The following is an 8,412-nucleotide window of genomic DNA, read 5'->3' on the forward strand; positions in this document are numbered from 1 at the left end:
AGGGGGCGAGGCTTCTTCCCGAACCTCCCCGAGAAAGCCATGCCCGACGTCATCATCGCCCCGTCCATCCTCTCCGCGGATTTCGCGCGTCTGGGAGAGGAAACGCGCGCCATGGAGGCCGCGGGCGCGGACTGGATCCATCTCGACGTGATGGACGGCCATTTCGTGCCGAACATCACCTTCGGCCCCGGCGTCGTCGCGGCGCTTCGGCCGCATACGCGGCTGCCGCTGGACGTGCATCTGATGATCACGCCGGTCGACCCCTATATCGGCGCCTTCGCCGACGCGGGCGCTGACGTGATCACCGTTCACGCGGAGGCCGGCCCACATCTGCATCGCTCGCTGCAGACGATTCGCGCGCGCGGCAAGAAGGCGGGCGTGTCGCTCAATCCGGCGACGCATGAGAGCGCGTTGCAATATGTGATCGACGACATCGACCTCGTGCTGGTGATGAGCGTCAACCCCGGTTTCGGCGGCCAGAGCTTTATCCCCTCCCAGCTCGACAAGATCCGCGCCATTCGCGAGATGATCGGCCGGCGGCCCATCCGCCTTCAGGTTGACGGCGGGGTGACGCCGGAGACGGCGGCGGCCGTCGTGGAGGCGGGCGCCGACGCGCTGGTGGCGGGCTCGGCGGCCTTTCGCGGCGGCGCAACGCAATACGCCGCCAATATCGCCGCGCTGAGGCAGGGCGCGGAGAGCGCCGGCGCCGTGAGCGTGTAGCCTTGGGAAAAGCGTCCCGCTGGCTTGCAGGGACGCGTCGGCGGCTTTAAGGAAAGCGGGCGCTTTGGGGCGTCGCCAAGTGGTAAGGCAGCGGATTTTGATTCCGCCATACGGAGGTTCGAATCCTCCCGCCCCAGCCAGGCTGACCATCCATGGAAACTCCTTTAAAATACAGTCTCTTATAAAAGCCTGCGGGCGGGTGGGTACACCAGAGGGTACCCCATTTCAGAAATTCGAAAGAAGCCCCTCGCCTCCGACCAGTGCCAAGGTGCCGATCCTGTGATTCACTGAGTGCTTGATAAATTGATTCGCTTATCGACGTAGCGTAAAGATGCCCATAATCCGCAATTCCAGGAGAGCAAGATGGCGTCGCTGCGCCAGATTTACCGGCCGACTGTCAACGACGCCTTTAGTTTTTTCCTTGAACTTAACGGCTCTGAGCTTGCTCTGCTTAAGAGTGAAGTCCAAGGTCCTGACTCTCTTGACTTCGATCAGGAGCGGTGTGCGCGCCTAGCCAAGCAACTGAACACAGACAGTGAGACGGTCACTATAGTCCTCGGTACGATTGGCTATCTTTACTCACATATCCATAGTCGGACGGGAGACGTTCCATTCGACCAAAAGTTGAGGGCGCTTGTAGACGGTTTTGCTGAAGGCGAAAACAGCAACAAAACAGACGAAATCGTCGCAGTGCTTGCTCCGCTTCTCGAAAAAAATGACACGTTGGATAACCACCGAAAGGCTCAGCGCCTCAAGGTGGGGGTCCTTGATAATGCGATTGGCTTTTCGTCTTTTGTTGATGTTCGTCCAATGTTTTCGGATGAGAAAACGGAAATCCTCGGGTTTGTGCCGGTGATACAGTTCAGGATCGCACTAGATCAAAACGCCGACAGCGAGAAGTCAATTGTTTTCCAGCTCGATGAGGCGAACCTCAAACGGCTGAAGGATGCAGTTGATGCTATCGAGAAGAAAATAGCGACCCTCAAGGCGTCCACCCTATTTTCCGATTACACGTGGCGGTGATTTATGTCTGATTGCATCGCTCTTTCACGCTATGACTTTACTGGTGACTGCGACGATGTTGGCGGAGCCTCGGAGGAAGTGCGCCGAGTCTTAAACAACATGCTGGCGGAGGAGTCAGCGATCACCGAGCATCGCCTTGAGCCTTCCTCGCCGATCGTTCGCAAGCAAACAAGTTTTGTCGCTCGAACAGAGGCAAGCGCCGGATCGTTGCTGGGGCTGGCGACTGCGAGTTCGCACCTTAAGAACGTTTTTATTAGCAGTCTTTATCAAGCGTTGTGTGAGGAAAACACTTTTACCTCTATTCCAAACTTGCACGCTTATCTTGTGCATGTTGATGCCTTCACCCATCCAGCTGCTACAATCAGCAGCACCCTAGTAAGGACCAATCAATCTCTCATAAACCCTGCAGTGGCGAAGCTTGTTCGCGAAGGTATGCAACTGGCTGCTCTCCATCGCCCCGGACCAACCTCTAGCTCCCTGGCCAAAGTCGCTGAGAGGCTAACAGATAAAGAGGTTACCGATTATGTGCAGGATCGCTTCGAAGGGATGCTTAGTGTGCTGGCTGACGAACAGCTATACGCCGGCCAAACAGAGTATGTTATCGCTCGGGCAGATGGATTCTTAGACCAAGTTGACTTCGAAATAAGGGACCGCATTCCTGTGGCTCCCAAAAAATTCAATGCGCTATCAAGCTTTCTGCACCAGGGCTTAGTAAGCTTTCTTTTGAACGGGGGCAAAGTGGAGGGGGGCTGGGGCAAGCTTGTTTTCCGGACCCCTAACATCCTGATGGTTCTTGCAGGCAGCAAGCCAGACACGCCCAAAAAGGGTCGCCGAGCAGCCGTCTCATTTTCCTAAGTAAGTACATATGGACACATTTAAGTTCATTCACATTTCGGATTTGCATATAGGTTCGGATCCCGGACGACTACATGTCTGGGATTACTTGCGAGTTGTCGCCCATGAAAAGGGCTACAAAGGCGTGCCCGGCTTGGTTTCCGATAGTTTCTACAAGCCAACTAGCCACGACGACGATATAGCACATAAGCTTGCAAGGTTTATTTTCGAAAACCAGGAGGATGTCGACCTTTTGTTGGTATCAGGCGATATCGCTCGTACAGGAGTGCCTGCTGACCTCTCAGCGGCCTTGGCTTACTTTGAAGGCAAGCATAGTCATCAGGTTCCATTTCAAACGGGAGAGAGGATGCCCACGCTAGCAGGAGCGGGGCTTTCACTTTTCTTACTACCCGGTAATCACGACCGGTATGCCAACGACTTGGGAGTACCCGCTGGCAACCATTTCGATGCGATTTTTGGCCGCTATTGGGACACGGGGATACGTGGAACCAAGACTGCTCTCCTCCGTCATTCCGACGCAGACGACCATCTCGCGTTTATAGCAGCCGATTTTTCCCTCCGCTCGGAGTCCGAATGCATCGGGGTGCCGTGGTTCAGTAGGTGGGGCCAAGGAATGGCTGGCGAAGATACCCTTGAGGAACTTGTAGAAAAAACAAAAGATCATCACGAAAAAGGTCATGGAGTGGTCTGGGTTTGTCATTTCCCTCCGACCGAACCTGCCGAGTTTACCCTCAGGTTGAACAGATGGAGCTCGGTGATATCGGCAGCGAAAGAGTGTGGTGTGGAACATATTTTTTCAGGTCATCTCCATAGGTGTGGAACATTCGAAGAGAGCGGCATTAAGATAATCTGTGCTGGTTCCGGAACAGCTTTTTTGGAAAGGGCGCATGGAAACTGGGTGCATACTATCACCGTTGAGGTCGAAAAAACCAATGTGAGAATTCTTAACAAGAGCGATTTTCGCTGGAACTCTTCCCGAAAAGCCTTTGAGGCATCTGTATAATCAACGGCGCTCGGAAGCTTTAAGGCATTCAAAATTTAGGAAAAAATCCGTCCTCAGATCGCTGAGTGAACTGGTATCTAATCCCCCCGGTCCCCGACCGGACTACCCGGCTCTGTTCGCTAAGCGTCCTGCATCCGCTAAAATGCGGTATACGCTTGCCCTACCAATACCGATCGAGTTGGCTATCTCTGACGCTCCCCTGCCTGCATCGAAAAGCGCCAATACATCTACTGACTTCGCCCGAGCCGTCTTAGCCCTCCCTTTGTATTTGCCCTCTTCCTTGGCCCTGGCTATTCCTTCACGCTGCCTTTCTAGCATTATTTCTCGCTCGAACTGAGCGATTGAACCCACAAGGTTAAGCAGCAAGCGTCCAGTTGGCGTATTGGTATCGAGGTTCATCCCAAGGATACGCAGGGAAGCGCCCTTCCCCTCAATCCGCTCTAGGAGCTTTCCTAGATCGGTTACTGAACGCGCTAGACGGTCTAGCTTCGTTACAACCAGAATATCACCCTTGCGCACGAACTTGAGCGCCTTCTCCAACTCCTCGCGCCGCTGCACGGAGGACACTTGTTCGGCGAAGACTTCCTCACACCCACATGCCAGCAGATCCCGGCGCTGAGCCTCTAAACCCGCCGTTTGCTCCGTGGTGCTGGTCCGGGCGTATCCGACAAGCATAAGCTCTCTCCTGTCTCATAAGATGCCCAACATTGTGAGAATATCGACATTCCATGTCAAGCACCATTCTTATGAGACAAAAGAAGCCTCTTTGCCAATGACTCACACGGGCAGGGCCTTATGAGACAACGACGTAACTATTGGGACTAGGGGCGGAGCAGAAAGCCAATTGGAGGCATTTTCCCTGCCCTAAGATACTGCAAAATACTAGGCCTTGCTCGTGGTAATCCACTCCGCGGACCTCTCCCTGGTCAGGGCCCGAAAGTCTTCAAATGAAGCCAGCTCTAAAGATGCGGGGAGCACGACCTCGTAAGGTATTCTACCGTTGATTTGAAACGATCTGATCTCATTCCGGTCTCTCGGAAAACTGCGGAGTATCTCAATCATTGATATTCTTTGGATCAAAAATACTCCTTCGTTGAGGGTTTCCTCACGTAGTACATTGCGAAGTCCATACGTCCTGAAGTCACGATCTTGAATGTCTGCAAGGTTTCGCCTCAAGCAAAGCATCTCATCAAGGTAATCGTTGAGGCCGTCTTTACCAGAAGCTTCGAACTGTGAAACAACGACATCGAAAAGATTGCTCTTTTCACGTTTACGAACGCGTGTAGTGACGTAGTCAGATCGATCAAAAAAATGGAAGCTTGGCAAAACAAGACCAGATATTCCTATGTGTGCTTTGTTGCCACCAACAGTGAAACTAACGTAATCGGAAAAGAACGCCTGCAACTCTTGCACAATCGTGTCAAACACGCTTGATGTTTTTGAAGAGCTAGAGTAGGCAAATACACAGAGGCGGCTGCAGCGCGGGGGATCGAGTGGATGTCTGCCAAACCAGGAGCCGGTTGTTGCTCGTATAATATCTTTCACATCTTGAAGCCGAAGCCGTTTTTTTACTTCCGATTGCGAATGCGCTAGCCTTGGTTGGATGACCACAAAATCCCCACGCCTATATAAAGGGGCGCTTTCAAAGTCTTTATATAATAAAATATCTAGCTGCTTTGAGTTATTTTCCTTTTCTGGATCGAAAATGAAGCCCGTGCCCGCCTTCAAATTTGTTGGCAAGTGCTCGTTCAACAATGCTCGGAGCACATCCTCATAAAAAGTTCCTATCGTAGGGCGATGCTGAACGAGTTTTTCAAACCAGCCTAATTCGGACCGAAGACGTTGAGAAAGCCGTTCACCTATAAAGAGATCATCTTCTAAATAATAAACGCTGTGGACACCGTCGGTTTTAATTAGGAGTCCCTTCCCCTTGGGCTCGCCGAGACTTTTCGCAATTTTCTCTGGAACCGGCGTCTTGAGGTCCGTCTTGTTTCGCCTGTTCGTAACCATGATAGGACTTCCTGGCTTTTTCTATGTTTTGAGCTCGATACTCCCAGGCTACTTTTTTTACAGATAGATTTGAAGGCCAGCTTCTTGGGCCGACGCCGCTCGTGGCCCTCCTAGGTCACAGCCCTCGTTGAAGACCCACATCATCTACCCCAGGAACAACATGTTATTATTCGCTTAGTTGGCTACTTAGCAATGGATGCTACTTCCTAACTGTTGCACTTTTGTCACTTTATGGGAGTTAGTTTGTACTTAGCTTTATTTTCCTAATTGCTTAGTTTTTCTTTCGTCTGGTACGAAACCGCGTCTGTCTCTTCTGGGACGGATGCGAAAATCACGAAAGGAAAACAATGAAAAAGCAATGCAAGGTGCAGGGGTGCAGCGCGCCTGTGAGTGGACACGGCCCTTATTGCACAAAACACAAAGCAACTAACCGGCGGCATGGCGCGCCGGACCAAAGGGGCATTACCAAGTCCGGTTTAAGACCCTACCTCGCGATGGTGCAACGAAGGATCGAGAAAAACGAGAAGTTGACGATCTGGACGATTGCCGATGGAAGATGGCTTGCCTTGGTTCGTTACGCTGAGCAGGTCGAAAAGACGACAATGTTCCGAACTGACCGCTGGGCTGCCCAAGAGGCTCAAAAGCTGGGAGTGGCAGTAGAACCTCGACTTGTCGTGGAAACGGTGCTTGCGATGTACCTAATGCGGGAACAGGAGGCGTTTCGGTTCAAGTCCGACAGAGCGTTCCGGTTTCAATTGGTCAGGCGAGTGAGGGGGCTTACCAGGCTCAACGCCAAGGTCTGGGGCGACGGTGAATCGGGTCGAACAAAAACGGTTTACTCAGAACTCCCCCCCAAAGTTACTGGCGTCTTGTCTGCATGGCTCATCTCTGTCCTTGGACAGATAGGCGTCTGGATGGCGCGCAATGAAAGGCAGACGCAGGAGCGCCAGCGGTTCCGAGATGAGCAGTTCAAACAGGGGCTGACGGAGATAGATTTCCAATGAACGCGCTCGTGAAACCAGAGGGGTTCCCTACGAAAGTTGCGTTGCCGAATGAGGGCGGTCCCGAGTTCGAGAGAGAGGTCCGGAGGATTCAGCTTGAACTTGTCGAAAAGTTTGCCTGGTCGGCTCAGCACGATGGCGTCGTGTATCGGCAAAACCCCATGAAGGCTCCGCCGATGAGGGATGGCACGTTCAACCGGATCTCAAGAAGCGCACACTCTTTTCTGTACACAAACAAGAGAGGACGCACGAAACGATGGTATCTGAGATTCGAGGAGATCCTAGCGGCCCTTGACGACCCGGAGTTAGATTTCGGGTTCGTTATGGCTGAAGCCGTGGAGTTTCTCCCCGGTCAGGCTGAGTTGAGCAAGGATGGGCTAGGTAGACTTGTGCTGAACCTTTGGCGAGCTCCTAGCTGGCAAATTGCCGAAGCGGCAGAGGAACCGACCCTATTTCTCGATCATCTCTCGTACCTTTTTGACGGAGATAAGCAGGTCGTTGACCACATCCTCAATTTCCTAGCTCACCTTCTCCAACGACCGCAGGAACGAGTCAATCACGCCATTCTGATCACGAGCGAGGCGAAAGGTGTCGGAAAATCCACTTTGGGAACGATTATTCGACGGCTTGTTGGCGAGAGGAATAGCCGGGTAGCGCAGTCGAAGGACTTAAAGAGTTCGTTCGACGGATGGCTCGTCGGACAACTGGTTATCCAGGTGGACGAAATATACGAGTACGGAAACTGGGATCTTTCGAACAAGCTGAAGCCGATCATAACTGAACCGACGGTCAGCGTAAACATCAAGTACGGACCACAGATGGAGGTGCAGAACTTTGCGAGATTGTTGATGTTCTCCAATCACGAGGCCCCCATCGATCTTGAGGAAAGCGACAGGCGGTATTTCGTTTTCAACAGTACGGCGCAGCCGAAAGATCCTAGCTACTACGAGGGTCTAAACGCCTACATCTATTCAAACGAGGGAATGGACGCCATTTACACGTTCTTGATGCAGCGGGATATCTCAGAATTCAAGCCATTCGCTCCCCCGCCGCTGACGGAGGCGAAGAAGGCAATCATCAAGGCCAGCGGCAGCCCACTTAAGCATTACATCGCCGATGTGGTCGCTACCGGGCATCTTATGAAGGAGCTGGGGAAAGAGTTCACCTCAGACGAACTGGTGCGACAGTTAACGAGAGAGGGGTACGGGCAGCATGCAAAGAACACGAAGGAACTTGGGATGGCATTGAAGGCGGCAGGGGTCACGCAAGGGCGGCGTGGATCGGGCGAAAGGAGGGTGCGGGTCTACATCTTGCCGGCACCTGTTGGACCAATGGAACCGGCAGAAGGCGCCGAGTTCTAAGGGGAAGAGTTCAAAGATTACGGCGGGCACCTCGGCCAATGAAGCCTAACCGCCGGAAAACCAGGGCGTCAACGAGCGCCCGGGTAGTGGCCAAGAAGGGACAGCTACTCGGGTTCTCGGCCCGTTTCTGTTACGAGAGGTAACTTCACTGCTTCAACACAAGCCCTCTTGGCCGCTAAAGTTGTATCGCCCACATAACGGCCCATGGTCATACCAAGAGGCATGTCCTCCTTCGAATGCCCGATAACCTCGGCAATCGTCCAAGGCGAGTAGCCGGCAGCACCGTTGTCGAGTGCATCTGTGAGTGCCGGACGTAAACTCCCCAAATGTGCCGATTGAAAATTCCCCAGTTTTCGTGACGCCCGGCCTTCCAGGGCATGCCCTGGAAGGCCGGGTAGCGCGCCGACTCACCGATGCTGCTCCCGTTGGCGGGAGGGAG

At 53.1% G+C, this 8,412-nt stretch carries 8 protein-coding genes and 1 tRNA gene; 7 read left to right on the forward strand and 2 right to left on the reverse strand.

Annotation, left to right across the window (positions count from 1 at the left end; translation table 11 throughout):
- The first annotated feature begins 39 nt into the window (after positions 1–39).
- The 5 genes from rpe to ACR652_RS02840 all read left to right on the forward strand — a co-directional run bounded on the left by rpe (position 40) and on the right by ACR652_RS02840 (position 3,601).
- Positions 40–720, forward strand: a complete 681-nt coding sequence (gene rpe / locus ACR652_RS02820; protein ID WP_434505005.1) for a ribulose-phosphate 3-epimerase — start codon at positions 40–42, stop codon at positions 718–720.
- 65 nt (positions 721–785) lie between these two features.
- A tRNA-Gln gene (locus ACR652_RS02825) sits at positions 786–860 on the forward strand.
- Positions 861–1,083: 223 nt separating this feature from the next.
- Positions 1,084–1,743, forward strand: coding sequence for a hypothetical protein (locus tag ACR652_RS02830; RefSeq protein ID WP_434505006.1), 660 nt, complete (start codon positions 1,084–1,086; stop codon positions 1,741–1,743).
- A 3-nt stretch (positions 1,744–1,746) separates the two neighbouring features.
- Complete coding sequence (locus ACR652_RS02835) at positions 1,747–2,598, forward strand: hypothetical protein (protein ID WP_434505007.1); 852 nt, start codon at positions 1,747–1,749, stop codon at positions 2,596–2,598.
- Positions 2,599–2,608: 10 nt separating this feature from the next.
- Positions 2,609–3,601: a metallophosphoesterase family protein gene (locus ACR652_RS02840; RefSeq protein WP_434505008.1), complete on the forward strand. Its 993-nt coding sequence runs from the start codon at positions 2,609–2,611 to the stop codon at positions 3,599–3,601.
- 102 nt (positions 3,602–3,703) lie between these two features.
- Here the strand turns inward: ACR652_RS02840 and ACR652_RS02845 are convergent, their stop codons facing one another.
- Positions 3,704–4,276: a recombinase family protein gene (locus tag ACR652_RS02845; RefSeq protein WP_434505009.1), complete on the reverse strand. Its 573-nt coding sequence runs from the start codon at positions 4,274–4,276 to the stop codon at positions 3,704–3,706.
- Between the two features lie 207 nt (positions 4,277–4,483).
- Positions 4,484–5,611 carry a DUF6602 domain-containing protein gene (locus tag ACR652_RS02850; protein WP_434505010.1) on the reverse strand — a complete coding sequence of 376 codons (1,128 nt, stop codon included), beginning with the start codon at positions 5,609–5,611 and terminating at the stop codon, positions 4,484–4,486.
- A gap of 347 nt (positions 5,612–5,958) precedes the next feature.
- On the opposite strand from ACR652_RS02850, the gene ACR652_RS02855 reads away from it, so the two are divergent.
- Together ACR652_RS02855 and ACR652_RS02860 are read left to right on the forward strand one after the other, a co-directional pair.
- Positions 5,959–6,615 carry a hypothetical protein gene (locus ACR652_RS02855; RefSeq protein ID WP_434505011.1) on the forward strand — a complete coding sequence of 219 codons (657 nt, stop codon included), beginning with the start codon at positions 5,959–5,961 and terminating at the stop codon, positions 6,613–6,615.
- A complete protein-coding gene (locus ACR652_RS02860) occupies positions 6,612–7,973 on the forward strand; it encodes a primase-helicase family protein (protein ID WP_434505012.1) in 1,362 nt (453 codons plus the stop codon). Before ACR652_RS02855 ends, ACR652_RS02860 begins: the two co-directional genes overlap by 4 nt.
- The last annotated feature ends 439 nt before the right edge of the window (positions 7,974–8,412 follow it).

The organism is Methylocystis sp. (assembly GCF_051061225.1).
In the GTDB taxonomy this organism is placed as follows: Bacteria; Pseudomonadota; Alphaproteobacteria; order Rhizobiales; family Beijerinckiaceae; genus Methylocystis.